The 25,141-nt window shown below is 64.6% G+C and carries 21 protein-coding genes; 11 read left to right on the top strand and 10 right to left on the bottom strand.

From position 1 onward, the window contains the following. Positions 1-200 precede the first annotated feature (200 nt). The 5 genes from MTBUT4_RS15510 (at position 201) to MTBUT4_RS15490 (ending at position 9,928) form a co-directional block, all read left to right on the top strand. Positions 201-3,659: a FecR domain-containing protein gene (locus MTBUT4_RS15510; RefSeq protein WP_173980603.1), complete on the top strand. Its 3,459-nt coding sequence runs from the start codon at positions 201-203 to the stop codon at positions 3,657-3,659. A 29-nt stretch (positions 3,660-3,688) separates the two neighbouring features. Then, positions 3,689-4,978, top strand: coding sequence for a TolC family outer membrane protein (locus MTBUT4_RS15505; RefSeq protein ID WP_173980602.1), 1,290 nt, complete (start codon positions 3,689-3,691; stop codon positions 4,976-4,978). Next, positions 4,975-6,642, top strand: coding sequence for an ATP-binding cassette domain-containing protein (locus MTBUT4_RS15500; protein WP_173980601.1), 1,668 nt, complete (start codon positions 4,975-4,977; stop codon positions 6,640-6,642). The genes MTBUT4_RS15505 and MTBUT4_RS15500 overlap by 4 nt, the downstream gene beginning before the upstream one ends. Next, positions 6,635-7,930, top strand: coding sequence for an HlyD family type I secretion periplasmic adaptor subunit (locus MTBUT4_RS15495; RefSeq protein WP_173980600.1), 1,296 nt, complete (start codon positions 6,635-6,637; stop codon positions 7,928-7,930). The genes MTBUT4_RS15500 and MTBUT4_RS15495 overlap by 8 nt, the downstream gene beginning before the upstream one ends. A gap of 102 nt (positions 7,931-8,032) precedes the next feature. After that, complete coding sequence (locus MTBUT4_RS15490; protein ID WP_173980599.1) at positions 8,033-9,928, top strand: PhoX family phosphatase; 1,896 nt, start codon at positions 8,033-8,035, stop codon at positions 9,926-9,928. A 51-nt stretch (positions 9,929-9,979) separates the two neighbouring features. Here MTBUT4_RS15490 and MTBUT4_RS15485 read toward each other — a convergent pair whose 3' ends face one another. The 4 genes from MTBUT4_RS15485 to MTBUT4_RS15470 all read right to left on the bottom strand — a co-directional run bounded on the left by MTBUT4_RS15485 (position 9,980) and on the right by MTBUT4_RS15470 (position 13,412). Beyond that, positions 9,980-10,738: an RNA methyltransferase gene (locus tag MTBUT4_RS15485; RefSeq protein WP_173980598.1), complete on the bottom strand. Its 759-nt coding sequence runs from the start codon at positions 10,736-10,738 to the stop codon at positions 9,980-9,982. Continuing rightward, the gene (locus MTBUT4_RS15480) at positions 10,735-11,427 is read right to left on the bottom strand and encodes a M48 family metallopeptidase (protein WP_173980597.1); all 693 of its coding nucleotides are present in this window, start codon (positions 11,425-11,427) and stop codon (positions 10,735-10,737) included. The genes MTBUT4_RS15485 and MTBUT4_RS15480 overlap by 4 nt, the downstream gene beginning before the upstream one ends. Positions 11,428-11,442: 15 nt before the next feature. After that, positions 11,443-13,092 (bottom strand): citramalate synthase, encoded by a 1,650-nt coding sequence (cimA, locus tag MTBUT4_RS15475; protein ID WP_173980596.1) that lies wholly within the window; start codon positions 13,090-13,092, stop codon positions 11,443-11,445. Between the two features lie 71 nt (positions 13,093-13,163). Then, complete coding sequence (locus MTBUT4_RS15470; RefSeq protein WP_173980595.1) at positions 13,164-13,412, bottom strand: hypothetical protein; 249 nt, start codon at positions 13,410-13,412, stop codon at positions 13,164-13,166. 141 nt (positions 13,413-13,553) lie between these two features. Here MTBUT4_RS15470 and MTBUT4_RS15465 point away from each other — a divergent pair, with 141 nt between their 5' ends. The 3 genes from MTBUT4_RS15465 to MTBUT4_RS15455 all read left to right on the top strand — a co-directional run bounded on the left by MTBUT4_RS15465 (position 13,554) and on the right by MTBUT4_RS15455 (position 16,251). Further along, positions 13,554-14,012, top strand: a complete 459-nt coding sequence (locus MTBUT4_RS15465) for a hypothetical protein (RefSeq protein ID WP_173980594.1) — start codon at positions 13,554-13,556, stop codon at positions 14,010-14,012. 265 nt (positions 14,013-14,277) lie between these two features. Further along, on the top strand, positions 14,278-15,171 hold the full coding sequence (locus tag MTBUT4_RS15460; protein WP_173980593.1) for a LysR family transcriptional regulator: 894 nt from the start codon (positions 14,278-14,280) through the stop codon (positions 15,169-15,171). Positions 15,172-15,225: 54 nt separating this feature from the next. Beyond that, positions 15,226-16,251, top strand: coding sequence for a type II restriction endonuclease (locus MTBUT4_RS15455; protein WP_173980592.1), 1,026 nt, complete (start codon positions 15,226-15,228; stop codon positions 16,249-16,251). On the opposite strand, the gene yhdJ is transcribed toward MTBUT4_RS15455, so the two are convergent. After that, positions 16,216-17,094, bottom strand: a complete 879-nt coding sequence (gene yhdJ, locus MTBUT4_RS15450; protein WP_173980591.1) for an adenine-specific DNA-methyltransferase — start codon at positions 17,092-17,094, stop codon at positions 16,216-16,218. The two genes, MTBUT4_RS15455 and yhdJ, sit on opposite strands and share 36 nt — an antisense overlap. Positions 17,095-17,246: 152 nt before the next feature. Here yhdJ and MTBUT4_RS15445 point away from each other — a divergent pair, with 152 nt between their 5' ends. Next, positions 17,247-17,963: a recombinase family protein gene (locus MTBUT4_RS15445; protein WP_173980590.1), complete on the top strand. Its 717-nt coding sequence runs from the start codon at positions 17,247-17,249 to the stop codon at positions 17,961-17,963. Positions 17,964-18,002: 39 nt separating this feature from the next. Here the strand turns inward: MTBUT4_RS15445 and MTBUT4_RS15440 are convergent, their stop codons facing one another. The 3 genes from MTBUT4_RS15440 to MTBUT4_RS15430 form a co-directional block, all read right to left on the bottom strand. Continuing rightward, positions 18,003-18,170, bottom strand: coding sequence for a hypothetical protein (locus MTBUT4_RS15440; protein WP_173980589.1), 168 nt, complete (start codon positions 18,168-18,170; stop codon positions 18,003-18,005). Positions 18,171-18,172: 2 nt separating this feature from the next. Beyond that, positions 18,173-19,069, bottom strand: a complete 897-nt coding sequence (locus MTBUT4_RS15435) for a hypothetical protein (RefSeq protein WP_173980588.1) — start codon at positions 19,067-19,069, stop codon at positions 18,173-18,175. 69 nt (positions 19,070-19,138) lie between these two features. Next, positions 19,139-20,002, bottom strand: coding sequence for a hypothetical protein (locus MTBUT4_RS15430; RefSeq protein ID WP_173980587.1), 864 nt, complete (start codon positions 20,000-20,002; stop codon positions 19,139-19,141). On the opposite strand from MTBUT4_RS15430, the gene MTBUT4_RS15425 reads away from it, so the two are divergent. Then, the gene (locus MTBUT4_RS15425; protein ID WP_173980586.1) at positions 19,965-20,897 is read left to right on the top strand and encodes a hypothetical protein; all 933 of its coding nucleotides are present in this window, start codon (positions 19,965-19,967) and stop codon (positions 20,895-20,897) included. The two genes, MTBUT4_RS15430 and MTBUT4_RS15425, sit on opposite strands and share 38 nt — an antisense overlap. A 27-nt stretch (positions 20,898-20,924) precedes the next feature. Next, the gene (locus MTBUT4_RS15420; protein WP_173980585.1) at positions 20,925-22,292 is read left to right on the top strand and encodes a hypothetical protein; all 1,368 of its coding nucleotides are present in this window, start codon (positions 20,925-20,927) and stop codon (positions 22,290-22,292) included. A gap of 729 nt (positions 22,293-23,021) precedes the next feature. On the opposite strand, the gene MTBUT4_RS15415 is transcribed toward MTBUT4_RS15420, so the two are convergent. Both MTBUT4_RS15415 and MTBUT4_RS15410 read right to left on the bottom strand, forming a co-directional pair. Further along, a complete protein-coding gene (locus MTBUT4_RS15415) occupies positions 23,022-23,348 on the bottom strand; it encodes a DUF3768 domain-containing protein (RefSeq protein ID WP_173980584.1) in 327 nt (108 codons plus the stop codon). Between the two features lie 102 nt (positions 23,349-23,450). After that, positions 23,451-24,914, bottom strand: a complete 1,464-nt coding sequence (locus MTBUT4_RS15410; protein ID WP_173980583.1) for a site-specific integrase — start codon at positions 24,912-24,914, stop codon at positions 23,451-23,453. Between the last annotated feature and the right edge of the window lie 227 nt (positions 24,915-25,141).

Raw genomic sequence — 25,141 nt, 5'->3', positions numbered from 1 at the left:
CGCACCAAGCCGGGCAACGGTAAAATTGTGCCAAATATTGTCTGCATTGGCAGGAATATGTGGCACGGCCATACCACTTCACAAAAGTTTCATCCTCGGCGATCGGACGCCGCGCATGGTGGCGTTCATCAAACACCTGGATAGTCCGATGATCGGGTGTTAAACTTTCCGGGTAGTGCATGCATTCGAAAAGGTGGGGAATGCTCGCATCGACAGTCTCGAACGAATCCGGCGTCAAGGCGCCGGAGGCTCTGGCTTTGACCGATGCGGCCGATGGCGTGCTCGTGCTGCCGCACGGCGACTGGATGCTGCATGCCGAGTTCGTGCGCGAGGGCGGCGACCTGCTGCTGCGCGGCGACGGCCTCGAGATCGTGGTGCCGGGCTACTTCGACCTGCCCCAGCCGCCCGCCTTGGCCACCGCGTCCGGCGCCGTCATCGACGCCCAGTGGGCGGCCCGCCTGGCCGGGCCGCTGGCCCCCGCCCAGTACGCCCAGGCCGCCGGCCCCGGGCCGGCGCTGGAGCATGTCGGCACGGTGTCCAAGGTCTCCGGCCCGGTCCAGGTGCGCCACGTCGATGGCAGCACCTCCGCCCTGAAAGAGGGCATGGCGGTCAATGTCGGCGACGTCATCACCACCGGGGCCGGCGGCAAGGTCGGCCTCACCTTCGACGACGCCTCGGTGTTCTCGCTGGGCTCCAACGGCCGCATGGCGGTGGACGAGATGGTGATCCCGCAGCCCGGCGCCGGCGGCGGCAAGGAAGTGCTGTCGCTGACCGCGGGCCAGTTCTCCTTCACCAGCGGCATGATCGCCAAGAACGGCATCGAGGGCATGGCGATCAAGACTCCGGTCGCCAGCCTCGGCATCCGCGGCACCTCGGGCGCCGGCAACGCCGCCGCCGAGGGCCAGCAGAACACCGTGTCGCTGCTGCCCGACCCCGACGGCACCGTCGGCCAGGTCACGGTCAGCACCCAGGGCGGCGTCCAGGTGCTGTCCCAGGTCGGCGCCACCACCACCGTGACCAGCGCCTTCCAGCCGCCGCCGCCGCCGGTGATCGTGCCGCTGCAGCAATTGCAGCAGCAATTCGGCGACACCCTGCAGACCCTGCCGCCGCCGCCCAGCCCGCAACAGCTGCAGCAGATGCAGCAGGAGCGCACCGCCCAGGCCGAACAGGCCGGGCAGCAGGCGGCGCAGGAGGAGGCCGCCACCGAACAGGCCGCCGCCGAGCAGGCCGGGGCCGAGCAGGCCGCCGCCGCCGAGCAGGCTTTGGGCGAGCAACTGGCCGGCGAACGGGCCGAGATGGCCCGCGTCGCCGCCGACCTGTTCGGCCCCCAGGGCGGGCCGGAAGCCCTGTTGGGCGGCATCGACGACATGATGGCCGCAATGTTCGGCACCGAGCCGGGGGCGTTCGGGCTGTTCGGCGGGCCGGGGGACGACGTGTTCGGCCTGTTCGGCCCCGGGGACGAGGTGCTGGGTCCGGACCCCTTCAATCCGTTCGGCGATGAAGGTCAGCTGTTCGACCTGAACGAATTCATTGACTTTTTCAATCAGCAGATAAACGAATTCGTCGATGATCGGATCGACGACATCATCCGTGAGTTCGAGGACATCGCCCGCGGCCAGGACGCGGAGTTCCATTACCTCACCGGCGGTCCGGAAACCGTCACCGTCACGGACGGAGTCACCGACATCATCATCGGCACCGGCGGCCAGGGCAACGAGATCACCATCGACGGCGCGCTGGGCCTGGGCGACACCATCTCCGACGACCAGACGGGGGACGCCGACCAGCTGATTCTCGACAGCGCCGGGCCCAACGACGGGTGGCGGGCGACCGGGATCGAGACCATCAACCTGTCGGCGGCCACCGGCGACAACACCTTCGCCATCGGAAACGATGGCGCGGTGTCGATCACCCTGAGCGATTACGCCGACGCCATCACCAGCAGCATGTTCCCCGACTACCCCGATCTGTTCAGCACCGGCGACAACACCTGGACTTTGACCGGGTCGCTCAGCCACGGCAGCGGCACGGATTCCATCAACATGGGGCAGGGCACCGATACCTTGACCCTGGCCACCGCCGGCACCCATTCGGCGATCCTGAGCGGGGTGGAGACTATCGAGCTCGCCAATGGCGGCAACATGCTGACCCTGCTCACTCCGGTGATCGGCCTGTCGGTCACCGGCGGCACCGGCACCGATGTCCTGATGCTGGACGACATCGGCAATACACTCACCGTCTCGAGCATCGAAACGGTGACCGGCGGCAACGGCACCGATTCCATCACCCTGGCGGCCGGCGGCCAGACCGTCAGCATCAGCAACGTCGAGGTACTAACCGGCGGCGCAGGCACCGACAAACTGACCACCTCGGCGACCACCCTGGACCTGTCGAGCGTCACCGTGACCGGCGTCGAAACCTTCGAGTCCACCGGAAACACCGGCGCCACCTTCATCCTGTCCGCCGGCGACCTGACCGGGCTGACCACCCTGATCAGCCCCAGCGGCGGCGGATCGCTTCGGTTCTCCGATGGGTCCTCCGCCTCGCTGTCGCTGACCGGCATCGACACCTGGACCAACGTGTCGTCGGTCACCCATCTCAACACTTCCACCGCCGCCACCTTCGAACTCGACGCCGCCGTGCTGGCGGCGGTCTCGAAGTTCGTCAGCACCGTCGCGGGCGGGACCCTGACCTCGGCCGACACCACCATCAACCTGAGCAACATCGCCACGACCACCAGCGGCTTCGACACCGTCACCGGCAGCGGCGGCGCCACCACCTTCACCGTCGATGCCGATGCCCTGGGCGAGTTCACCACCTTCACCAGTACCGCCGCCGGCGGCATCCTGCAGACCGCCGACAAGGACCTCGACGTCTCGGGCAAGACGTTGAACAACATCGGCACCCTGAAGTCGGATACCGGCGCCAATGCCGCCGGCGACCTCATCACCGTCAAGGGCGACCAGCTCGGCACCGGCAAGATCACCACCATCTGGGCCTCGGCCGATACCGGCGGCACCGACAAGGTGCAGTTGTCGACGGACACCACCACGGCCGACTTCACCAACGTCACCTTGACCAACATCGAGGAGATCGCCGTCCTCAGCACCACCGGCACCACCGTCACCGGCACCGCCAACGCCGACATCATCGTCGGCGGCGACGGCGCCGACACCCTGATCGGCGGCGCCGGCGCCGACTACCTGACCGGCGGCAACGGGGCCGACGTGTTCATGTACACCGCCACCAGCCAGGGGCGCGATACCGTCACCTCCTTCTCGAACGCCGACGATTCGTTCGTCTTCAGCCTGTCGGCCTTCACCGGACTGCCTACCGTGGTGAGCACGGGGAGTCACATCGCGGACTCGGTATCGACCTATCCGGCAGACTTCGCGAATGCGAACCTGACAAATAAGAACCTGCTGTTCATCACCGGCGCCGATTACGCCGACGCCGAGACCGCGCTGGCCGCCGTCATCAGCGGAGGCGGCACACTGGGCACCGGCGCGCTGTTCATCGCCTATACCAAGACCAGCACCACCGGCACCACCATCGCCTGGGATGCCAACCGCGAGGCATCCGCTGGCATCGCCGCAGTCGATATCGTCACCAGCGACGGCACCATCGACAACACCGATTTCGTCATGGTCTCAACTTGACCGGTATTTCCTAGGGGGATTTTTTCGTCATGCGCCTTACCGTTCTCGTCTCCGCCGTGGCCCTGGCGGCGTTCGCCGTTCCCGGCCCCGCCGCCGCCGAGACCTTCCGGGAGATGCTCGACCAGGTCCTGCCCGGCCACAACCGCATGCAGGCGGCCGAGGCCGACGTCACCGGCGCCCGCGAGCTGGTCGAGGTGGCGCGCGGCGGCTGGTACCCGACGCTGACCAACACCATCGATTACGGCCGTGAGAGCCAGAACAAGCCGGCCGGCAGCATCGACACCGACATGTACTTCAAGCGCTACGAAGCGCAGATCAAGCAGATGCTGTGGGATTTCGGCGCCGTCAACGCCGGCATCGAGCGGGCCGAGCTGGCCCAGCGCCAGGCCGAGATCACCAAGGACGGCGCCCGCCAGACCCTGGTGCTGGATGCCGTCACCGCCTACACCAACCTGGCCCGCGCCCACAAGCAGCTGACCTTCGCCCGCGAATCCGAGGCCAACATCCGCCGCCAGACCGGCCTGGAGCAGGCCCGGGTGGAACGCGGCTCGGGCCTGTCCACCGACGTGCTGCAGGCCAAGACCCAGCTGGCCGGCGCCGAAGCCGCCCGGGTCGCCGCCGAGGGCGCCTTCGCCACCGCCCAGAACCGCTTCCGCGCCCTGTTCGGCCGCTCGCCCGAGAAGCTGACCACCGTCGAGATCCCGCCGGTGCCGGCCGACCGCATCCCGGGGCAGCTTGACGACGCGGTGGCCATCGCCCGCGACGGCAACGTGACGCTGAAGGTGGCCGAGCTGGCCGCCGACATCGCCCGCAAGACCGCCGATTCCACCGAGGCGGCCCAGCTGTATCCCCGCGTCGACCTGATCGGCGAGGCCCGCAACAAGCAGAACTACTCGGGCACCGCCGGCAACCAGAGCGAAATGCTGGCCAAGGTCGAGGTCAGCTATCCGCTCAACCTGGGCTTCACCGCGGTCAACTCGCTGCGCGCCGCCAAGAGCGCCATCTCGGCCGCCGAGGCTCGTCTGGCCGACACCCGCGACACCGTCGAGGAGCAGGTGCGCAATGCCTGGGAGAACCTGGACACCCAGCGCTCCCGCGCCGACTACCTGAAGAACCAGGCCAACATCGCCGGCGAGTTCCTGGAGCTGGCGCGCAAGGAGCGCAAGCTGGGCACCCGCTCGCTGATCGACGTGCTGGCCGGCGAGACCGCCCTGATCAACGCCAGCAGCGCCGCCGCCTCGGCCGATGCCGACGTCGCCATCGCCGCCTTCACCCTGCTCTCGACCATGGGCCGGCTGGACGAGAACGCCGTGCGATGAAGGCGCTGCTGCGCGGCCTGCTGACCCGGCCGGCCCGCCTGGCCGAGCTGCTGGCCGCCTCGCTGCTGATCAACCTGCTGGGCCTGGCCAGCACCGCCTTCGTCATGCTGGTGCTGGCCCGCTACATCCCCTATGGGGTCGATGCCACCCTGGCCACCCTGACCGTCGGCGTGGTGCTGGCGGCCCTGCTGGAGCTGGGCTTCCGCGAGGCGCGCCGCCGCCTCGCCGCCGAGGCCCTGGCCCCCGGCCATGCCGCCCGGGGAAGCGCGGCCTTCGCCGCCCTGCTGTCGGTCAAGGCGCCGGTGCTCGACCGCGTCCCCCACGCCATCCGACTGGAGATGGTGCGCGGCGCCGAGACGGTGGAGCGCACCTACAATCCGGCCAACCTCGCCAGCCTGCTGGACGTTCCCTTCGCCGCCATCACCGTGCTGGTGCTGATGCTGATCAGCCCGGCCTTGGGGCTGGTGTCGCTGGCCTTCATCGCGGCGGCCGCCGCCTTCGCCTGGGCCGGCGAGCGCTGGGCCCGCCGGCACCTGGCCGCCGGACTGGCGGCCGAGGCGGCGCTGGGCGCCCTGACCGGACACGCCGCCCAGGCCAGCGACGGCGTGCGCGCCTTCAACGCCGCCGGCTGGCTGATGCGGGCCTGGGACCGCCACCGCGGCGAGGCCGCCGATGTGCGCGACCGCATCGCCGCCGGCCAAGGCATCGCCGGGTCCGTCACCCATCTGCTGACGGTGCTGCAGGGGGTGGCGGTGATCGCCATCGGCGCGGTGCTGAGCGTCAAGGGCGAGCTGACCACGGCGCAGCTGATCGGCGCCAACATCCTGGCTGCCCGCGCCCTCGGGCCGGTCACCCGGCTGGCCCAGCTGATGGAGCCGCTGGCCCGCGCCGGGCTGGCGCTACGCCGCATCGAGGAGTTCGTCCGGCTGCCCCGCGAGCAGGCCAGCGGCAGCGCCGTGCGCGACTATTCCGGCCGCCTCGAGCTGTCCGACCTCGCCTTCGCCCATGCCGCCGACGCCACCCCGCTGGCCGAGCACCTCACCCTCGCCCTCGCCCCCGGCGCCACCCTGCTGGTGGCCGGTCCCAGCGGCTCCGGCAAGACCACCTTCGCCCGCCTGCTGCTGGGCCTGGCCGAGCCGCTGCGCGGCCGCATCACCGTCGACGGAATCGACATGCGCCAGCTCAGCCTGGAATGGTGGCGCCGGCAGGTCTGCTACCTGCCGCAGGAGCCCGACTTCCCCGAGTCCAGCGTGGCCGACATCCTGCGCACCGCCAATCCCGAGCTGGACCAGGACGGCCTCTACCGCGCAATCGCCGCCGCCGGGCTGAAGGCGTGGCTGGATTCCACCCCGGCCGGGCTGGACACCGCCATCGTCGCCAATGGCCGCCACCTGCCGCCCGGCCTGCGCCGCCGCCTGGCCCTGGCCCGCGCATTGGCCACCGGTGGCCGCTTGTGCGTGTTCGACGAGCCCACCGAGGGCCTCGATGCCGAGGCCCGCACCGCCTTCTACGCCACCCTCACCGCCCTGGCCGCCGAGCAGCGCACCATCGTGGTGTGCGGCAACGACCCGGGCATCGCCCGGGGGGCCACCCTGCTGCTCGACCTGGGGGTCAAGCCGGTGCCGCGGCTGAAGGCGGCTGCGGGGGTAACCGCCGATGCTTGACCTTGCCCGCCTGCGCCAAGTCTTGCTCACCATGGGCGGCGCCCGCCTGTTCCTCTATACCGGCGCCGCCGCGCTGGTGCTGCTGACGCTGTGGGCCTCCATCGGCCAGGTGGACGTGGTCGCCTCCGCCGCCGGCGAGGTGGTGCCGTCGTCGCAGGTGAAAAGCGTGCAGCACCTGGAAGGCGGCATCGTCGCCGAGATCCTGGTGCGCGAGGGCGACGCGGTGGCGCACGACCAGCCGCTGGTGGCGCTGCAGACCACCGCCACCGATTCGCACGTGGAGGAGATGGCGGTGCGCCTGACCGCGCTGTCCCTCGACCTGCTGCGCCTCAGGGCCGAGGCCGCCGAGGCCGCCGACCTCGCCCTGCCCCCCGAGATGGAACGCGCCCACCCGGCCGAAAGCCGCCAGGCCCGCAACCTGTTCCGCAGCCGCCGCGACCGCTTCCTGTCGGCGGTGGCCAGCCAGCAGCAGGCCATCGCCCAGCGCGAGCAGGCCATGGCCGAGATCTCGGCGCGCCAGCGCAACACCCGCAACTCGCTGAAGCTGATCGACGAGCAGGTCGGCATCAGCGAGAACCTGCTGAAGGACGAACTGACCAACCGCTACAACCACTTGGCCCTGCTGCGCGAGCAGTCCAACCTGAGAAGCCGCAACGAAGAGGACAATGCCGCCCTGCGCCGGGCCGAGCTGGCCATCGGCGAGGCCAAGTCGCGCATCGCCGAAATCCGCCACGGCTACGAGCAGGAGGTCAAGGAGCACCAGGCCGCCGCCCAGCGCGAGCACGACGAGCTGCTGCAGCGCGCCCGCCGCCTGTCGGACAGCCAGAACCGCACCATCATCCGCTCGCCGGTGGACGGGGTGGTGAAGACCCTGCACGTGGTCACCGTCGGCGGCATCATCGCCCCCGGCGGCGCCGTCGCCGACATCGTGCCGGGCGGCGACCGCCTGATCATCGAGGCCCGCCTGCCGGTCTACGACGTCGGCCATGTGGGCACCGGCCAGCAGGCCCGCATCCGCCTGGCCTCGACCGAGGGGACCCGCTTCGGCGCCATCGACGGAACGGTGGTCCACGTCAGCCCCGACACCCTGGTCACCGAGCGCGGCGCCGCCTATTACCGGGTGCGGCTGGAAACCGGGTCCGACCATTTCACCAGCGGCGACCAGCGCTACCGCCTCTATCCCGGCGTCCAGGTCGAGGCCAGCATCGTCACCGGCTCGCGCAGCGTGCTGCGCTACCTGCTCGACCCCTTCCTCGGCTACGCCGACCGCGCTTTGCAGGAACGGTGATCCCGGACCGGGCGATTTTTCCGGATTGTCACACCGAACGGTCGCGGCGGCCTTAGAATGGCGCCACGCTGGACCTCTCCCTACAGTGACGGAGCCCCGATCATGTCAGAGCGCCCGCCTGCTCCCGCCATCGCCGAGATCATCGCCGCGCGGCTGTCGCGCCGGAGCGTGCTGCGCGGCGCCGCCGCCGCCGCCGCGATGGCCACCCTGCCCGCCGGCGCCCGGGCGGCGACCGCGTCCGATCCGTCCAGCCTGACCTTCGCCCAGGCCGAGCACGCCATCGGCGTCGATCACAAGGTGGCGCCGGGCTACCGGGCCGAGGTGCTGATCCGCTGGGGCGACGCGCTGCGCAGCGGCGCCGCCGCCTTCGATCCCCGCACCCTCAATGCGGCCGAGCAGGAGACCCGCTTCGGCTACAACAACGACTTCCTGGCCTTCATGCCGCTGCCGGTCGGATCGCTCAGTTCCGACCACGGCCTGCTGTGCGCCAATTTCGAGTACACCAATGCCGAGCTGATGTTCCCCGGCCTGGACATCAAGACCAAGACCCAGAAGCTGACCCGCGAGCAGGTCGACGTGGAACTGGCCGCCCACGGCCACGGCATCGTCGAGATCCGCCGGACCGGCGGGCAGTGGCAAGTGGTGGCCGACAGCCCCTTCAACCGCCGCATCTCGGCGCTCTCCACCGAGATCCGGCTGTCCGGCCCGGCCGCCGGCCACGACCGGCTGAAGACCAAGGCCGATCCCACCGGCACCAGGGTCATCGGCACCCTCAACAACTGCGCCGGCGGCGTCACCCCGTGGGGCACGGTGCTGATCGCCGAGGAGAACGTCGATACCTATTTCGGCGGCGACCCCAACAAGACCGCCGAGGCCGCCAATTACGCCCGCATGGGCGTGAAGGGCAAGAGCCGCTACGCCTGGTCGCGCTTTCACGACCGCTTCGACGTCGAGAAGGAGCCCAACGAGTTCAACCGCTTCGGCTGGCTGGTGGAGATCGACCCCTACGACCCCACCTTCACCCCGGTGAAGCGCACCGCCCTGGGCCGCTTCAAGCACGAGGCCGGCACCGTGGCCCTGACCCCCGACAACCGCGTGGTGGTGTATTCCGGCGACGACCAGGCGTTCGAGTACCTCTACCGCTTCGTCTCCACGGGCAGGTACGACCCGCGCGACCGCCGCGCCAATCTGGGCCTGCTCGACCAGGGCACCCTGTCGGTGGCCCGCTTCGACGCCGATGGTACCCTGACGTGGCTGCCGCTGGTGTTCGGGCGCGGGCCGCTCACCGCCGCCAACGGCTTCGCGTCCCAGGCCGACGTGGTGATCGAGGCCCGCCGCGCCGCCGACCTGCTGGGCGCCACCCCCATGGACCGCCCCGAGGACGTGGAAGCCAGCCCGGCCACCGGCAAGGTCTACATGGCCCTGACCAACAACGCCAAGCGCCCGGCCGACAAGCTGCACCCGGCCAATCCCCGCGCCGAGAACCGCCACGGCCACATCCTGGAACTGGCACCGCCGGGCGCCGGCAAGGCCGGCCGGGCCCGCCACGATGCCGACAGGTTCACCTGGAACGTTCTGCTGCTGGCCGGCCGCGCCGAGGACGGCGCCCGCTACCACCCGCAGACCGCCCAGTTCGGCAAGCCGCTGTCCTGCCCCGACAACGTCACCTTCGACAATCGCGGGCGGTTGTGGATCTCCACCGACCAGGGCTCGGCCCAGGCCAGGAACAACCTGCCCGACGGCATGTATGCCTGCGACCTGGAAGGCAAGGGCCGGGCGCTGCCCAAGTTCTTCTACGGCGTGCCCAAGGATGCCGAGATGTGCGGCCCCTGCTTCACCCCCGACGGCACCACCCTGTTCGTGGCGGTGCAGCACCCGGGCGAGGATTCGGTGTTCGATGCCCCGTCGACCCGCTGGCCCGACTTCGACGACAGGATGCCGCCCCGCCCGTCGGTGGTGGCCATCACCAAGGCCGATGGCGGCCCGGTCGGAACCTGATACCGGATCCCCGCAAGCGGCGGGCGGGCGCCAAGGCCCGCCGTCGCTGCGCTATTTCGTCCCCTCGCCCTTCTTGTGGCGATAGGTCACCAGCTCGTGGACGATGCCGTGCAGGGTCTGCACTTCCTGGCCGGTCAGGTGGGCGCGCTGGAACAGGTTGCGGATGTTCCTGACCATCACCGGGCGCTTGTCGGGAATGCGCAGGAAGCCGCAGGCATCCAGTTCGCGTTCCAGATGGTCGAAGAAGTGCTGCAGCTTTTCCTTGGTGGCGGGCGGCTCGGCGCCCTTGGTCATGTGGCGCTCGGGCAGGGTCGGCTCGGCGGCCTGGTACCATTCATAGGCGACCAGCAGCACGCACTGGGCCAGGTTGAGCGACGAGTACTCGGGATTGAGCGGCACCGTCAGCACGGTATCTGACAGCGAGACGTCGTCGTTCTCGAGGCCGGTGCGTTCGGGGCCGAACATCACCCCGTAGCGCAGGCCCTCCGCATCCGCCGCCCGCATCACCGGAGCGGCCGAGCGCGGGGTGTCCACCGGCTTGACCATGAAGCGGTTGCGCGCCGTGGTCGCCCACACCCGGCTGAGGTCGGCGATGGCCTCCTGGGTGGTCGCGAACACCTTCGCCCCCAGCACCACCCGGTCGGCGCCCGAGGCCGCCGCGATGGCGCGGTCGGACAGCCAGTCGGGCTTGGGCGCCACCAGCCGCAGGTCGGTGAGGCCGTTGTTGAGCATGGCGCGCGCCGCCGTGCCGATGTTCTCGGACAGTTGCGGGCGGACCAGGATGATGGCGGGGCCTTCCGGCTGGCTCAATGCAGCACGCCCATGACATAGCCGATGATGACGCCCACCACCGCCATCAGCGGCAGGCCGACATTGGTCAGCATCCGGCGCGAGGTCTCGGACTTCTTGGAGGTGAACACCGAGTGGCGCTGCATGGAGCGCACCACCACCTCGACCGCGGCGGCGCCGGCGAAATCGGTGAACACCCCCGATACCGCCCACGGGCCGTAGGTGTGGTCGTCGTATTCGTTGAGCACGGCGCGGCTGGTCTTGTCGTCGGGATCGAGGAACACCTCCCACCCCGACACCACCTTGCGGTCGCCGACCTTGTCGTACTGGGCGGCGATGCGCTTGAAGGTGTAGGTGCTGTCGATGACCCGGACGATGCGGTGATTGGGCTCCTCGCGCTTGGGCAGGGGCACCATGGGCTTCCGTTCCTCCGCCTTCGCGGGCGGCGGGCCGCCGCCCAGGACGGCGTGGATGGGATGGTCGGCGGGGGCCAGGGCCTGCCACTTCTTCAGCGCCTCGCGGGCGGCCTCGAGCTGGCCGTCGGCGACCAGGGTCTCGGCCACCGTGCGCCAGTAATCGACGATCCCGGGGTCCGAGCCGTCCTCGGCGCGGGCGGAATTGAGCGCGGTGACGATAGCGGTGCGCGATGACGGCGGCGCGTAGACCGCGATCCAGTCCAACACCTGGGTCAGCGCTTCGTCGGCAATCATGGGCCTCCCCGATCCTTAAGCGACCGCGGAACGATACAGCATGAAGGCGATGGAGTCCTGCAGCGCCTCCAGCGAGGCCTCCAGCACGTTGGTGTGCACGCCCACCGTGGTCCAGCGGTTGCCCTGACCATCAGTGCTTTCGATGGTGACGCGGGTGCGCGCGCCGGTGCCGGCGGTGCTTTCGACGATGCGGACGCGGTAATCGGCCAGCTCCAGGGCGACCAGTTCGGGATAGGCGCCGGTCAGCACCTTCCTCAAGGCCACGTCGAAGGCGTGGACGGGGCCGTTGCCTTCGCCCACCTCCATGTAGTCGCGCCCGCCGACCTCGACCTTCACCGTGGCCTCGGACAGGGTCACCCATTCGCCGTTGGCGTTGCGCCGGCGCTCGTCCAGCACGCGGTAGCGCTCGAGGCGGAAATAGGACGGCACCTGGCCCAGCGCCCGGCGCACCAGCAGCTCGAAGCTGGCCGAGGCCTGGTCGTAGGCATAGCCCTCGTGCTCGAGCCGCTTGATGAGATCGACCAGGTCCGAGACTTGGCGGGGGTCGAAGCCCACCTGCATCTGCTCGACCACGCCGACCAGGGCGTCGCGCTTCACCGTCTCCATGTCGAGACCGAGATCGGCCATGCGGGCGACGATGTTGGAGCGGCCGGCCTGGTCCGACACCACGATGGTGCGCTGGTTGCCGACCGTGGCGGGATCGACGTGCTCGTAGCAGCTGGGGTCCTTGGCCACCGCCGAGACGTGCAGCCCGCCCTTGTGGGCGAAGGCCGAGGTGCCGACATAGGGCTGGTTGCGGTTGGGCACCCGGTCCAGCACCTCGTCCAGCGTCCGGCTGAGGCGCACCAGCTTCTTCAGCCCGTCGGCGCCGATGCCGGTCTCGAAGCCCATCTTCAGCATCAGGTTGGGGATGATGGAGATCAGGTTGGCGTTGCCGCAACGCTCGCCCAGGCCGTTGATGGTGCCCTGGACCTGGCGCACGCCGGCCCGCACCGCCGCCAGCGAATTGGCCACCGCGTTCTCGGAATCATTGTGGCAGTGGATGCCCAGCCGCCCGCCCGGAATGCCGGCCGCCACCACCTCGGAGACGATGCGCTCCACGTCGTGCGGCAACGAGCCGCCGTTGGTGTCGCACAGCACCAGCCAGCGGGCGCCATTGTCCAGGGCCGCCCGCAGCGCCTGCAGCGCGTATCCGGGATTGGCCCGGTAGCCGTCGAAGAAGTGTTCGGCGTCGAACATCACCTCGGGCACCTTGGTCCCCAGATGGGCGATGGACTCGCCGATCATGCGCAGGTTCTCGTCCAGCTCGATGCCCAGCGCCACGGTGACCTGGAAGTCCCACGACTTGCCCACCATGGTCACCGCCTTGACCGCCGGATGGGCGACCAGGCCGTTGAGGCCGGGATCGTTGGCGGCGGAACGGCCGGCGCGGCGGGTCATGCCGAAGGCGGTCAGGCGGGAGCGGGAAAACTCCGGCGGATTGGCGAAGAAGGTGTCGTCGGTGGGATTGGCCCCGGGCCAGCCGCCCTCGACGTAGTCGATGCCCAGCGCGTCCAGCTCGCGGGCGATGCGCGTCTTGTCGGCCGCCGAGAAATCCACGCCCTGGGTCTGGGCGCCGTCGCGGAGGGTGGTGTCGTACAGATAAACTCTGGAGCTATTTTCCATTGTTTTTCAACCAGTTGCAGCCGCAGAAACGCGCTGTGTACAGTTTGTGTATCAATCCGCGTCACCGCGGATCATGTTTCATAAACTAAAGCGTGCAGGGCGCGCTTCTGACGCAGGGCCAACAACATATAGAATGCCAGCGCGCGAGCCAACTGAAACGCTCGTCTGAGCGCACGCCTCAACCCCGCCGCGCGGTATGCGTCCTTGACCAGTTGTTCCACGCGGGGACGGTCTGGCCGATCCGTGAGACCCAGCATGGTGGTCCAGACGTGGAGGAAGCGGCGTGCCGCCGCCGTGGGGTTGTCAGTAGTGGTGTTCATTGGATGCGCCCTCGGACGCGGAATTATCCGCAAAGTTAATGCCCAAAGTATTTAGCTGTCTACGAACGCAGACCTTATTCGTCCGTAAATGATCGGCTGCTCTTCCAAAGCCCTCACGCTACGCTAATGCGGAGGTGAGCCATGCTGCTTCGCCATTTACTGCTCTTTGTCCTCGCGTTCACCCCGACGCGGGCGTGGTCCACCAACGGCTTCTGCGAAGAGCACCGGCTGGAACTCATCCCCATCTACCAGACGCTGATCGAGCGCCTGAAGCAGCACCTGTACACCCGCGACAACAATCTGAAGATTGATGCCGAGACGGATATCCAGGCGTTCATGAAGTTCTCACAGCAGGCCGACCGCTACGACAAGCGCATGGTCAACGCCATCCGGGCCTACAATGACGACGATCCCGAGGCGGAACGCGTGTGCCGGGCGCTGGTGGTCAGCGCTAATTGCGAAGCCTATCTGGTCTATCAGGATGCCGTCATAAACCTGCCGGGCATCGAGCGGGAATCCGTGCTGGCGGAAGGCAGGCGGCGGTGCGAGCGGGCCTATCAGTATATAGGTTTTTCGTTCGTGCCGGATGGGGTGTGGTAGGCTTGATCGCTCTTGATCGACGCTAGGCCTGCCGCTGGATGTCCACGGCGCGCACTGGAAGATTTCTCGGTCGGACTGGTGTTGAAGCCGCCACAGATATGCCAATAAGTGGCTGATCATCAACGAGTTCGCCGGCAGGAGATCGGATATCACGCGAATGGACAGCGTGATGAAGTTGCGGCAAAGTAGCTTCTCAAGCGGGGTAGTAGGCTGCCATCTGGCTCTGACCGACCTACTCTGGGAAGAGGAGCCCGCTCGATAGATCATGGATTGGGACAAACTTAGGGTCTTTCACGCCGTGGCCGAGGCTGGAAGCTTTACCCACGCGGGCGAGGTCCTCAACCTGAGCCAATCGGCGGTCAGCCGCCAGATCAGCGCCCTGGAGGAAAGCCTCAACCTTCCCCTGTTCCACCGCCATGCCCGCGGCCTGATCCTCACCGAACAGGGCGAACTGCTCTACAAGACGGCGCGCGAGATCTTCTCCAAGCTGGCGATGACCGAGGCGCTGCTGACGGAAAGCCGCGAGCGCCCGCAAGGGCCGTTGAAGATCACCACCACGGTGGCGTTCGGCTCGCTGTGGCTGACGCCCCGGATCAAGGAATTCCTCGACCTCTATCCCGACATCGCCGTCACCATGGTGCTCTATGACGGCGAATTGGACCTGGCCATGCGCGAGGCCGACGTCGCCATCCGCATGATGCCGCCCCGGCAGCCGGACCTGATCCAGCGCCACCTGCTGACTATGCACTACAACGTGTATGCCGCGCCGGAATACCTGAAGAAGCACGGCATGCCGCGGACCGCCGAGGACCTCGACAACCACCATGTCATCGTCTATGGCGACGATGCGCGCGTCTCGCCGCCGGTCTCCAACGTCAACTGGCTGCTGGAAGCCGGCGCCAGCCCGGCGCGGTCGCGCAAGCCGGTGCTCGAGGTCAACAACATCTACGGCATCTACCGCGCGGTGAAATCGGGCCTGGGGGTGGCGGCCCTGCCCGACTACATGAGCACCGAGGCCGACAACCTGGTGCACATCCTGCCCGAGCTGAAGGGCCCCAAGCTCGACGCCTATTTCGTCTATCCGGAAGAACTGCGCCACTCCAAGCGCATCACTGTGTTCCGTGACTTCCTGCTGCACAAGATCCAAGAAGGACTTTGATCAACGGGACTGATGCCCCTTCACCTTTCAGTTGCGCTGTGATATTCGTGAGAAATGGACTTTATTCACGATATTGCGCGCGCTCGCGGCGTGCCCCCGCACCACCCTCTCGTCCAATACCTTGCGCGGAAAACCCGGGCAGCGGATCGCGGAAGCAAGGCGAGGCGGTCCCTTGGCAATCTATATGCGCTTTTGGTGTTGGCCGAAGACTATCTGAGTGGGCGGACCTCTAGGTTCACCGATTTGCTCGCTCGGATGCGCGCTTTGCCTTTTGGGGCAAAACTGCAGAATCACCCCTTAGACAATCGCCTCAATGACGAATTTGTACGGCAGGCCGCTGAACTCGTGCCGACACCGGTCGTTGCCACTACGGTAGGCGGACAAAAAGCCCGCACTATCTCTGCCGATCTCCTTAAATACGGAGGGGCAGACCCGAACGCCGTTGCATCCTTTTTGGTTGAGGCAATCACAGCATATATCGATCTTCTAACAGAGAAGCAGTCCGATATTCTGGACGATATTGCAGAAATTGAAACTGTAGAGGATCTTAAGGACTTCCTCGAAGAGGCATTTTCGCCACAAGCTGACGCACGGTTGTTCGAGGTCGCCTCGTTCGTTTTATTGTCTGAGCATTTTTCTCAGATGTCGGTGTGGATTGGCCTTGAGCGTCAAAGCGTCGAATCTCTGCCACTAACGTTATACCGGACGGGTCGGACAAATGCTAACGACGGCGGAATTGATTTCGTGCTCCAGCCGCTTGGCCGCTTTTTTCAAGTAACGGAGACCTTGGATTTTAATAAATATTTCCTCGACTTCGATAAAGTAAACCGCTTCCCGCTGTCATTCGTCATCAAGATCGACCAAACCAAGGAGGACGCTATCACTCGTATTAAGAGTGACGCCGAAAAGTCGAACAGGTTTGCGGCGGGTAAGCTCGAATCCTACATGTCCCTCTTCGAAAATGTTTACACCCTGAGGGACCTCAGGGAGGTCGCGCATAAAATTCCAGAAACTGCTCTGGAACGGATTAAGAGCAAGCTCACCCTACAATTCAAGCTCGAGTTCGGCCTGCTCGACTAAATCCTTCTGTCGATCGCGCTTCGATAGATTTTGCGTTTTCCTAACCTTCTTCTTCTCTAGCTCATCTGCAGAATAGGAAGAGGGGATATTAAGTCTGCGCACTCCTATTTTTACATAGGCCTCATTTCGCTCGATGCTGATGGAGCGACGCCCTAGGCGCTTTGCCACGGCACCCGTGGTAAAAGATCCCGCAAACGGATCTAGAACAACATCTCCTGGGTTGCTTGATGCCAGGATAATTCTCTCCAGCAACGCCTCTGGCTTTTGTGATGGGTGGTTTTCGTACTCTTCCATCTTAAAGCGGACGCGCGCGAAGTCCCAGACATTCCCGGGGACTTTGGTCGTGTTGTAGGGCTGCGGAGGGTTCTTTCGATAATCGATTAGCCCCCGTTTTGCTCCTGTTTTTGCTTCGACAAGGATATCCTCGCTGTTGAAAGTGTAGGCCTTTGGATCCTTTACCATATGCAGAATTGGCTCGTACATCGATCCAAAATAACGCTTAGCCTGCACCCCGGAGCTATCGTAAGTCCACACTAGGCGCGACAATATTGCAAGCCGGTCCCGGCACCATAGGTCTAGTGCCGGCATATTCTGAGTGGAATTCATTAGATAAAATGTTCCGGTCGGCTTTAGGACGCGACAGCACTCCTCAAGCCACCTCCAACACCACTCAAAATATTCAACCTCGTCGATGCGATCGTGTATGCCATCGAAATCTTTTCCAATGTTATACGGTGGATCGACAAAAATGAGGTCAACGGATCCGGTTTCTACTCTTCCCAGAGCAGAGAGAGCGTCATCGTGGACTATGCAATGATGTTCTGTCTCAAATTTCGCGGACATCTCAACCTATAGGCCCATTTATCCTACACTCACGCACTATATAGCATGCTTCGCTGTGCGGGTCGACCGACCTGTGGGGCGCCTTCCACGTAGACCCTTGCACAACCTAACGTTACATTTGCTTAAACGTCCGTTGAAGGGAACGTAAGGGCATGGCCTCGGGGCGCTTCGTCAGCTATTTGCGGGTCTCTACCGACCGGCAGGGCAAGTCGGGGCTGGGGCTACAGGCGCAGCGCGAGGCGGTCGCCAATTATCTGAACGGCGGTCAATGGGAACTGGCCGCCGAGTTGGTCGAGGTCGAGAGCGGAAAGCGCCAGGACCGTCCGCAGCTCGACGCCGCCCTGATGACCTGTCGCCTGCACAGGGCCACCCTCGTTGTCGCCAAGCTGGATAGGCTGGCTCGCAACGCCAAGTTCCTCCTTCACCTGATCGACAGCGGCGTGGACGTGGTGTTCTGCGATCTGCCCCATGTGCCTTCGGGACCGACAGGCCGCTTCCTGCTGACGCAGATGGCCGCCGTCGGGGAACTGGAAGCCGGATTGATCAGCCAACGGACGAAAGCCGCCTTGGCAGCGGCAAAGGCCCGTGGGGTGCAACTGGGCTCGCCGGGCAACCTGACTGCGGAAGGGCGGGCACGAGGTGCAGAGGTGGGGCGGGCTGTGTCGGTGCAACGGGCCGATCGTCGGGCCGCCGACCTTGCCCCAACCCTCGACTACCTTGTTGCCCACGGCGTCACCAGCGCCACCGGCATCGCCGCGAAATTGAACGAGGCTGGGGTCCCCACACCCAGGGGCGGGAAATGGCAAGCGATCCAGGTGCAGCGGCTCCTCGTTCGGATGAACGACCTTCCAAGCCATTACTTGCGGTAACGGGTCGGCCCAATGGCCGAACCCGTTACCAGGAAGGTGCTATTTGCCATCCTCGATGTTGAGCAACGGGAACCGGCTTTTCCAGTGAACGGCATTCTCGGCCAGGAACTCGATCAGCATCCGCTCGCAGGCGGTCCGGGGTTCGGTCGGCACCTCGCGGTCTTCGATCACGAGCGGGCGGCCGTTGGACAGGGTCACGACATACATGGCTAAACCTCCTTCTTGGAACTGGCGACGAGCGAGGGCGTGTGGATGACAGGCAACGCGGGCTTCGGCACGACCACCATGCTGGGCACGCCGCTGGGCCAGCACCGATTGACCATCGCGCGTGTGTTGAGGTTACCGTTGGTGTTCAGGCGAAGGCCGTCGGTGGCGAACTTGGCAACGATCTGCTGGCGGGCCAGCGCACCACGAGGTCCCCGGCTGGCCATATCCCCGAAGAAACTGAGCGGGCCGGCAGCGACGAGTTCCTTCAGCACCATGTTCCAGTTCTGGAACACGGTCTGTTTCGCCGCCAACACCGCGAAGGCGAAGGCGTTGTCCTCCATAAAGGTGAAGGCCGGGTCCTGGTAGATCGGCTTTTGGCCGAACTGAGCGAAGTTGCGGACGAACACCAGCGTGCCCTTTGCCGAGATGCCACGTTCGAAGACGTGGTTGGTGAAATAGCCGCTATCCTCCCAGCGGGCGCGGAAAGGCGTCTGCATGGGGTTGATGGGATAGAACAATCCGATGTTGTCGTAACGGTCGATCTGGGCCGTCATCTCCCCGATAAAGTGGTAGCCGCTGTTGTGGGTGGGGCTGTGGTAAAGGGCCGCGTCATTGTCCATCAGCGCCGCCCAGCGATACCCGCTGGCATAGAAGTCCCTCAGGCAGATGTTGCGGGCTTCGGCTGGCGGTACCGGCTGGCCCAAGGTGATGTAGCGGATGCGATCGCCAAGGGTGTCGTGGAACTCGTGCGGCTGGTAGCCCATGGCGAGGATCACGAGCGGCAGGTCTGTGTGGGCGCCCAACTCGTCGATCTGCTGGTTGTGGGCGGCAAGGCGCTCCTCGCGCCGCTCGTTGCTCGGCAGGCAACTGATAATGTAGCCAATCATCTGGGTATGCATCGGGGTAGTCCTTGGTTCGGAGATGCCCCCGGCCGACATTGACGCCGACCGGGGGAATGCCGGCGGGGATCAGGCGACGTCCTGCTCGTTTTCCGGTTCGTCTTCCGTCACGAAGCCGCCCAGTTTGGCCGCCTTGGGATAGCGGGTGCCGTTGACAAGGGTCGGGACCAGGAATTCAGCCACGGTGTCGTCCTGCTCGGCCCGCAGCCGGATGGCCCTGGCCGCGATGGACATGACTACCGGCGAGTCCGGCAGCAGGGCTTTGATCGCCGACAGCGCCCCCGGCAGGTCCTTGGACTGGAAGGAATAGGTGGCCTGGAACAACTCGTCGCCGATCGGAGCTTGGACCAACTGCGAAGCCACCACGGTCTCACAGAGGGCGTCGAGAACATGGAACCCGTTGTTCGAGACACGGAAGTTGACCAGATTTCTGTCGGTCCCGGCGTGAACTGCCTTAGCGATCTCATTGTCGCCGGTGGTGTTCATGGTCTTCGAGACCCATTTGCAGGTGTCTCCGTCGAGGACCGTTTCGGCCAACCACTGCCAGTCCTCGGGATAGGAGATTTCGGCAATGGTCGGCATCTGCAAATCGCAGCGCAGCCGCGCCCGGTTCGTCGCCAGGGCATTCTGGTATTCGTCGATACCCAAGAGCTTGTCGAGGTTGAACTCCTTATATTCGGAGGAGCTCTGCTTCCGGCGAGCCTGGTTGAAGGCGTCCACGGCCGTCTGAATACCAATGGCAGAGACCGCAACCTCCGTCGTGTTGGCGACCGTCTTCGGCTGATGCACTTCGAAGCTGGCGCCATGCTTGGCGAAGCGGGCGATGCCAGTGATGTCGCCAGCCTTTTTCTTGTTGAGCCAATAGGTGCCCGGAGACAGGAGCGAGGGGCCGCCAATGAAGCACTGCCCGATCACGGTTTCGGTCGCGGCCATCTCCGGCATCGGCAGTTACCAAAACTGCTTGCTGCGCACCGAGAGTAACATTCGGGATCAGGTCCAAGGGCGCATCCCCGGTCGTTACCGCCTCCTGAATGTCATTCAGGGGATGACCGCCGGCACCGGGCCGCACAGCCTGGTTCACTGGTATCGGCACATCAAGCACCTCAACGAGGTTCTCGTCTGGGGTGAACAGGCCTGCGAGGGCTGGGCGCTGGGTGGCCTCTGGTGGCTGGAGCCCGAGGACCTTCTGCTGCTGCTATGGAACATGTGCCACGACGGCATGCTCTCGGGCCGGAACAACTGGCTGCACATCTTCGGCGTCACCGAGGCGCGAATGGTCGCGATCTTCTCGCTAATCCAGCGTGCGCTTCGCTACCTGTTGCAGGATCCCGACTTCACCATCTCGTGCGATTCCTCGAACCCCACCAAGAATATGGGGAAGGGCGGCAGCCGCTACGTCGGCACCGGCAATGTCGTCGCGACACAACGCCTGCCTGATCGCCTGCTGAAGTCGGACGGCATTCACCGTTTTCCTATCCAGTTCGTCGATGACCACGAAGGGGATGGATTCCCCTACACGACTGCCGTCCCGTTCAGCGGCTTCGCCCCGTGGCAAATCCTCGCCACCGCAGACCTTCTGAAGGGCACCGTGCTGGAAGGGACGCCGTTCCACTCCGCCCTCATCCTTCAGGGGGACAATCTGAACGGCGGTCTGAACCCGCTTGGGCAGATGGTCATGGCCTTCGCCAACACCGAGGCCTTCTTGCGCCAGACCTATGCCACTGCCGATCGCTACATCGCCGCGCACGAACGAAATCTCGTCCCGGCCATCGTCGCCACGTTGCGCAGCGCCACGCCTCCGCTGACGCCGCCGATCGCCTTCCCGTAATCCCACTCGCATCCACAGGAGGACACCATGACCAACACCGACATCCATCCCACCGTTGCTACAACTAATGATGAGGGGAGTATCGCTATGAGCGCTGATCAGAACGAGAATATTGGGCCGTCCAGCGCGAGTTTGGCCGACATTACTCCGAGTAATGCTGCCGAGAGCATCCCGGCAGATCAGGTCGAAGTCGCCGATGTCGCCGGCATCCCGGCCGACGATCAGGATAAGGGCGAGGCTGTTGTCGGCATGACCACCGCCAACAATGTGGACGGCATGTCGGACGAGGAAATCGAGGCGGCCGTTCCGGGCCAGCTGTCCTATATGGACAAGGCCACGGAATGTGAGGCGGCGGCAAGCGCCGTGTACGAAGCGGAGACCCGTGTCGCTTCCGGCGAGAAGGAAGTGTGGCGTCGCATCTATGCCGCCCTCGCGTTGGCCTATGCCTTCTATCTGGCCTATTTCGGCACGGCTGACTACGACCATTACCTCAAGAGCCGGGGTGTCGATCCCGACCCTAAGAAGGCTTGCAAGTTCAACCCGCTGATCAAGGCGGTGTTCGGCCTGGGTAAGAAGGGCGTGATCAAGGCGTCCGATAAGCTCAAAGTGCGAATGCGCAAGCGTATCAGCACGATGGCATCGACACTGGAATTCATTGAAAACGAAGCTACGCCGGACGCCAACGGTAACATCGACGTCGTGTGGTTCCTGGAAAATAAGGCCGATGCCCATGGCCGGAAGGGGATCGAGGCGTCTCGTGCCGGAATGGCCAAAATCCGCCGAGAGAGGGCCGCTTCGTCGAGCGACACCTCCAAGTACGATCGCGGCCTGGAAAAGCTGAAGGCGAGTGCCTCGGTCGAGCCGCCGGCTATCGGTCCCTCCCCGGTGCTGCTGGCCGTTCATGCCGAAAATGGCAAGTTGGTTTTCCTGGGTGAGGTGACGGGAGACAGCGCCGGCAAGCTGCTGACAAAGTTCATCGAGAATTCCGGCAACGAGGATGATCCTCTGTCTGGAACCGCCATGGGCGAACTTGTTGGCTACCTCTCCTTCGCCCGTGCGCTGGGAGCGGTGGATTACCTGACCCGCATCGAGGTCACAGAGGCCGGGGTGCTGGTGCAGGCGGCGATGCGCTTACGAAACGCCGCCGTAGGCACATCCATGCCAGCGACGATCACATTGTCCAGTCGGGCACCGAAGGCGGCCTGCCATGCCCAGAGCTGGTGCCGGCGCTGGAAGTATTCTTGGACGCTCAGCGCCCCGGTAGCGACAGAGAAGCCGCCGCTATCAAGGAACGTCGTTCCTGCCAGATTTCGCCGCCACACCGGGCTCACCTCGGTCTGCGAGACGACAACATTCAGGTTGGCATTGCCGGCGCTGAGCAAGGCGTGGGGGTAGTGGAACGCGCCACTGGTGTGCTGAAAGTTCAGGACATCGAACGACCTGAAACCGGCGTAGGCCAGCAGCGCCTTTGCTCTCGTATCGTTGACCAGAGTGGTGTTGAACGGCTGGAGGGCGATGAAGATGAGTGCCCGGTTACGGGTCAGTTGACCGAGATCGGGCGGATGTGCGGAACGAAAGGGCGCAGACATGGGTTCTCTCCCCGCTGTGCGAGTGAAAGTCGAGTTGACGTGTGTTCATGGATGAGCCGTGGCGGCCTTAATCGAGCAGCCGGTCACATAGCTTTGTCGTTATGCTGAACGGCTGACCTTCAGCTACGGGAAGTCCTTGTGCTGCATTGCTGGCGGCCTCCTGATATGGATGTTTGATCGCCGCCTCCGGAACGGCGCCTGTATTGCTCGCACAGGCTTACATAGGAGCTCATTGCTGGGAACTATTTTAGCAATGCAAGATCAATGCGACTGAAATTCGCCAAACGCATGCCATGCCGAAGCCGGTTATCACATTGAAATGATTTGGTTTTTCAGCATGAATTATCGCAACAACTCCAGATTGCCGTCGATAACAATATGATTTTACGTGGGTTTTTGTGGCAAAGTAGTTCGCCAAAATGAGCGCTGAATTTATCGCGCAACTAAGGGAAGCAGATTGTTTCGCCGCCTGTGTGGACCATTAGGGTGCTGATGATTACAGCCGGTAACGCCCCCTTGGGCTCTGCGCCCGTCATCACCATTCGTCCGACAACATGATGGTCAGCACGCGGATGGTCACGCCGGGGTTCGCCGGATCGTCTGAGGCGAAGTTCAGGTCGGTGTCGTAGTAGTCGATCTTCCAGATGACGCAATGGTCGCCAACGGTCATCACCGCGCAATCATGCTCGGAGTAGGGATCGTTGTCGGGGGTGAAATCGGAGAATGCTGCGACGGCAGCGAGCACGTCCAGGATGGATTGGTGGCCGAGTGCCTGGATGCCTCTAGTGATGACCACCTTGCCGCAAGTGTGGTCGCGGCGAAGGCGGTCGTTGAGTTCGGCGATACGTGCTGTGCGGTCCATGCGGCCCTCGCTGTTGCGCGGGCACGTCTCCGGGATTGGGCATTGCGCCCGATACAGCTGCTATAGCGGTGGAGCGCGCAGGGCGTCTACGGGCGCTGCGCCTCACCCCAGCGCATCGAGGTCTTCTTCGTCAGCGAGAGCTTTTTCTTCGTCCCGATCCAATGCCCTCGATACTCCAAACCGCTGTTGGTACGCGGCCTCGCGTTCGGCCACATGCTCGGGACGGACATAGGTCAGCTTGGCCCGGTTGGCCTGATTGTTGGTCTTGATGTAGGTCTTGCGCAGCATGGCGGCCGATGTGCCGGTATTCTCCGCGAGATCATCGTAGGACGCCCCACCCTCGATGCGGCGCCACGTCATGTAGGAATGGCGCAAGCAGTATCTTGTGATCGCCCTGCCGTCTCTGTCCGTCCGCAGGTCAATGCCGCGCGTCTCATAGAGCGCATTCAACATGTCCTTCCACAGATCGCCCCAGGCATTGTTGTAAACGGGCGTGCCATCTTCGTTGCAGAAGACATAGTCGTCAGGCTTTTGAAAATTGTCGCCTGGGAACTCCGAACGCTGCACCTGTAGCTCGACGATGGCGTCCTCGATCTCTGGCATGGGGATGTGATCGCGTTTGCGCTTCTGCTTGGACTTGTTGACCATGATGGTGATCTCGGTCCGGATTTCGACCTCGTCCTCGACATGCGTGATCAGGATGTCGCGCCACCGCAAATGATGCACTTCTCCCACGCGCATACCGGAATGCACCAGGAAGATGCAGTAATAGTAGAACATCGTCCGGCGGCGACGGGTATAGGCGTTATTGTTCGACTGCGCCCACTCCCAGCACCAATCGCGAATGGTCTCCCATTCGCTGCGCTCCAAGGCAGATCGAGTGCCTTTTTCCTCGTCGTCCACGCCGAAGCGATAGTCCTGAATGTCCTCCAGTCGCAGGTAGCCCTTCTTCTTGGCCGCCCAAGTGAGGCAGGCGTTGAGGACATTCATCTCATGCTGGACGGTTGTGGGGGCAACCAGCTTCGGTTCCACGCGCTCGGCATTGGCGGCCATGGAAGAGCGTTTGCTGGCTCGCGGCTGCTTGCCCGCTCGGACGGGCTGCCGCAAGCGCCACGCCGGGTATTCATCCAGACGCTTGGCGACATCCAGGATGGGCGTACGCCCGTCGAAGTAGTCCTTCAACGGCTTGGCCGCAAAGCGAGCGCGGCGCGGAGTGGACGGCTTTGATTTTGGATCGGCCTGGAGGTGCTCAAGGTACTCATCGAGAACCCGGCCGAACGACACGTCCCACAAGGTCGAGACGGTGCCGTCCTTCTTCTTTGCCAACACCCTGCCGTATTCCAGCATGGCAAGCTGGATGGCGATGTCCTGGCTGGTGGTGGTCTGGCCGTTCTCGTCGCGGAGCACCATGACCTTGTAGCGGCGCTCGCCGGGCACGCGGATGGGGATGCGCGCGTACCAGTTATCACCGGCATCCTGGCGCTGGAAAACGACGAGACCCTGCACACCGGGGATTTCAAGCCTTGTCCGCATGCCACGGCCCTGGCTCTGCGGCTTAGGGAGCATTCACAACGTTTCCGCGCAGCAGTTGTGTATCAGTTGTGCATCAACGCTAGCGTTTCTGCCCCAAGATCGCAACAACCTAAGCCATGTGCGCGCCCTGTGTACAAAAAATATCTAATTAAAACAACACATTAACTGTCAATTTATGTAGTACAGATAGACGCGGGTGTCGGTGGTCATCGGGCTTCAATCGTGCTGGCGGAAGGCGGGGGGCAAGCATAAAGGATGGG

It is taken from the genome of Magnetospirillum sp. UT-4 (genome assembly GCF_902729435.1).
GTDB lineage: Bacteria > Pseudomonadota > Alphaproteobacteria > Rhodospirillales > Magnetospirillaceae > Magnetospirillum.
The sequence above is the reverse complement of the archived record's forward strand: the minus strand, read 5'-3'. Positions and strand labels throughout refer to the sequence as shown.

Bases quoted from the DNA above. Each gene is read 5' to 3' on its own strand.
- MTBUT4_RS15510 (WP_173980603.1), top strand. From the start codon at position 201: ATGCTCGCATCGACAGTCTCGAACGAATCCGGCGTCAAGGCGCCGGAG.
- MTBUT4_RS15505 (WP_173980602.1), top strand. From the start codon at position 3,689: ATGCGCCTTACCGTTCTCGTCTCCGCCGTGGCCCTGGCGGCGTTCGCC.
- MTBUT4_RS15500 (WP_173980601.1), top strand. From the start codon at position 4,975: ATGAAGGCGCTGCTGCGCGGCCTGCTGACCCGGCCGGCCCGCCTGGCC.
- MTBUT4_RS15495 (WP_173980600.1), top strand. From the start codon at position 6,635: ATGCTTGACCTTGCCCGCCTGCGCCAAGTCTTGCTCACCATGGGCGGC.
- MTBUT4_RS15490 (WP_173980599.1), top strand. From the start codon at position 8,033: ATGTCAGAGCGCCCGCCTGCTCCCGCCATCGCCGAGATCATCGCCGCG.
- MTBUT4_RS15480 (WP_173980597.1), bottom strand. From the start codon at position 11,427: ATGATTGCCGACGAAGCGCTGACCCAGGTGTTGGACTGGATCGCGGTC.
- cimA (WP_173980596.1), bottom strand. From the start codon at position 13,092: ATGGAAAATAGCTCCAGAGTTTATCTGTACGACACCACCCTCCGCGAC.
- MTBUT4_RS15470 (WP_173980595.1), bottom strand. From the start codon at position 13,412: ATGAACACCACTACTGACAACCCCACGGCGGCGGCACGCCGCTTCCTC.
- MTBUT4_RS15465 (WP_173980594.1), top strand. From the start codon at position 13,554: ATGCTGCTTCGCCATTTACTGCTCTTTGTCCTCGCGTTCACCCCGACG.
- MTBUT4_RS15460 (WP_173980593.1), top strand. From the start codon at position 14,278: ATGGATTGGGACAAACTTAGGGTCTTTCACGCCGTGGCCGAGGCTGGA.
- MTBUT4_RS15455 (WP_173980592.1), top strand. From the start codon at position 15,226: ATGGACTTTATTCACGATATTGCGCGCGCTCGCGGCGTGCCCCCGCAC.
- yhdJ (WP_173980591.1), bottom strand. From the start codon at position 17,094: ATGTCCGCGAAATTTGAGACAGAACATCATTGCATAGTCCACGATGAC.
- MTBUT4_RS15445 (WP_173980590.1), top strand. From the start codon at position 17,247: ATGGCCTCGGGGCGCTTCGTCAGCTATTTGCGGGTCTCTACCGACCGG.
- MTBUT4_RS15440 (WP_173980589.1), bottom strand. From the start codon at position 18,170: ATGTATGTCGTGACCCTGTCCAACGGCCGCCCGCTCGTGATCGAAGAC.
- MTBUT4_RS15435 (WP_173980588.1), bottom strand. From the start codon at position 19,069: ATGCATACCCAGATGATTGGCTACATTATCAGTTGCCTGCCGAGCAAC.
- MTBUT4_RS15425 (WP_173980586.1), top strand. From the start codon at position 19,965: ATGAAGCACTGCCCGATCACGGTTTCGGTCGCGGCCATCTCCGGCATC.
- MTBUT4_RS15430 (WP_173980587.1), bottom strand. From the start codon at position 20,002: ATGGCCGCGACCGAAACCGTGATCGGGCAGTGCTTCATTGGCGGCCCC.
- MTBUT4_RS15420 (WP_173980585.1), top strand. From the start codon at position 20,925: ATGACCAACACCGACATCCATCCCACCGTTGCTACAACTAATGATGAG.
- MTBUT4_RS15415 (WP_173980584.1), bottom strand. From the start codon at position 23,348: ATGGACCGCACAGCACGTATCGCCGAACTCAACGACCGCCTTCGCCGC.
- MTBUT4_RS15410 (WP_173980583.1), bottom strand. From the start codon at position 24,914: ATGCTCCCTAAGCCGCAGAGCCAGGGCCGTGGCATGCGGACAAGGCTT.